This is a genomic window from Methylobacterium longum (assembly GCF_022179385.1).
Taxonomy (GTDB): domain Bacteria; phylum Pseudomonadota; class Alphaproteobacteria; order Rhizobiales; family Beijerinckiaceae; genus Methylobacterium; species Methylobacterium longum.
This window is the reverse complement of the sequence record NZ_BPQS01000127.1, coordinates 1-1,280: the sequence shown is the minus strand read 5'-3', so window position 1 is coordinate 1,280 and position 1,280 is coordinate 1. Positions and strand designations below refer to the sequence as shown.

Annotated in this window: 3 protein-coding genes; 1 reads left to right on the top strand and 2 read right to left on the bottom strand. The window is 68.3% G+C overall.

Annotated elements, in window-relative coordinates; translation table 11 throughout:
* Window positions 1-213 (top strand): DUF6894 family protein (locus MFF58_RS31630; RefSeq protein WP_238294280.1); only part of this gene is annotated, 213 nt, incomplete at its 5' end.
* Window positions 214-261: 48 nt separating this feature from the next.
* On the opposite strand, the gene MFF58_RS31625 is transcribed toward MFF58_RS31630, so the two are convergent.
* Window positions 262-519: a DUF6894 family protein gene (locus tag MFF58_RS31625; protein ID WP_238294278.1), complete on the bottom strand. Its 258-nt coding sequence runs from the start codon at window positions 517-519 to the stop codon at window positions 262-264.
* Window positions 519-1,232, bottom strand: a complete 714-nt coding sequence (locus tag MFF58_RS31620) for a Crp/Fnr family transcriptional regulator (RefSeq protein ID WP_238294276.1) — start codon at window positions 1,230-1,232, stop codon at window positions 519-521. The genes MFF58_RS31625 and MFF58_RS31620 overlap by 1 nt, the downstream gene beginning before the upstream one ends.
* Window positions 1,233-1,280 lie beyond the last annotated feature (48 nt).

The following is a 1,280-nucleotide window of genomic DNA, read 5'->3' as shown; positions in this document are numbered from 1 at the left end:
GAGTGCGACAGCCCTGAAGCCGTCCGGGATGAGGCCATGCACGCCCTGCCGTTCGTCGCCAAGGAAGCGATCCCCCGGGCCGTGAGTGACACGCAGGCCTTCACCGTGCTGGTGCGCGACGAGAACAACACGACCGTCTACACGGCGACGCTGACGTTTGCCGGGCTGTGGGTGGGCGATGTCCCGATCCCCGAGCCGGACCTGGACGACTGAGGCTCAGCCACTGCGGGCGTGGCGAGCCCTGGGCCAGGGCGATCCCGCTCAACCCAGCTCGTCCTCGGGCACGGTATCGCTGAACGGCACGGTGAGCACGGGCTGGCCGCCCTCGTCCATGATCTCGAACGCGCAATCCATCCAGTCGCGGATCAGCGGCAGGCGCTCTTGCGCGATCACGGCGCGCGCCTCGAACAAGGCATGCGCACGCGCCGCGTTCACATCGGCGAGGTCATCGCCTTCCGGGTCTACAGCGAGACCAGCCGGTCCGGGACGATGCCGGATGTTGAAGAAGTAGCGCGGCATCACGCGCCCTCGATCAGGCGACCGAACTCAGCTTCGGGCAGGCCGTAGCTGTCGTCCGCCAGCGCCGTCAGCGCCTCGCGATCCAGGATCGTGATGCGGCCGCGCCGTGCCCGGATCAGCCGTTGCCCCTCCAGCGCCTGGACCGCCAGGGTGGTGCTGGGTCGGCGCACGCCCAGCATGATCGAGATGAACTCGTGGGTGATCTGCAGGTCGTCGCCGTCCAGCCGGTCCTGGCACATCAGCAGCCAGCGGGCGAGGCGCACGTCCAGGGTGTAGGTGGCGTTCGCGAGGGCAGTCTGGGCCGCCTGGACGAACTGCACCATGATGTAGCGCAGCAGCAACCTGTTCAGGCTGGCGCTCTCGCGGGCGGCGGCACATAGGGCAACGGTCTCGATCCGCAGCATCTCGCCGGCGCTCTGAACGAAGCACTCGTGGGGCGTGCGATCCGAGCCCAGCAGCACGGGTATCGCGCCGACCAGCCCCTCGCGCCCGACGATGCCGATCTCGACTTGGCTGCCGGAGCCCGAGGTGGTGATCGAGCCGAACCCGGCTTCCGGGAAGAACATCTGCTGGATCGGCTCGTGCGGCGTGATCAGCGACTGCCGCAGTTCGGTCGAAACCCGCTCCAGGTGCGGCTGGAGCAGGGCGAAGTCGGCAGGAGACATCGCCTTCAGCAGGCGATTACGGACGCTGGAGTGCTGAGGCTGAGCCACGGCTCTGGTCCCGGTCAGGGCAAGAGCACACGCGGTCTCCTAAGCGCC

Coding starts and splice junctions, on each gene's coding strand:
- MFF58_RS31625 (WP_238294278.1), bottom strand. CDS start 519: ATGCCGCGCTACTTCTTCAACATCCGGCATCGTCCCGGACCGGCTGGT.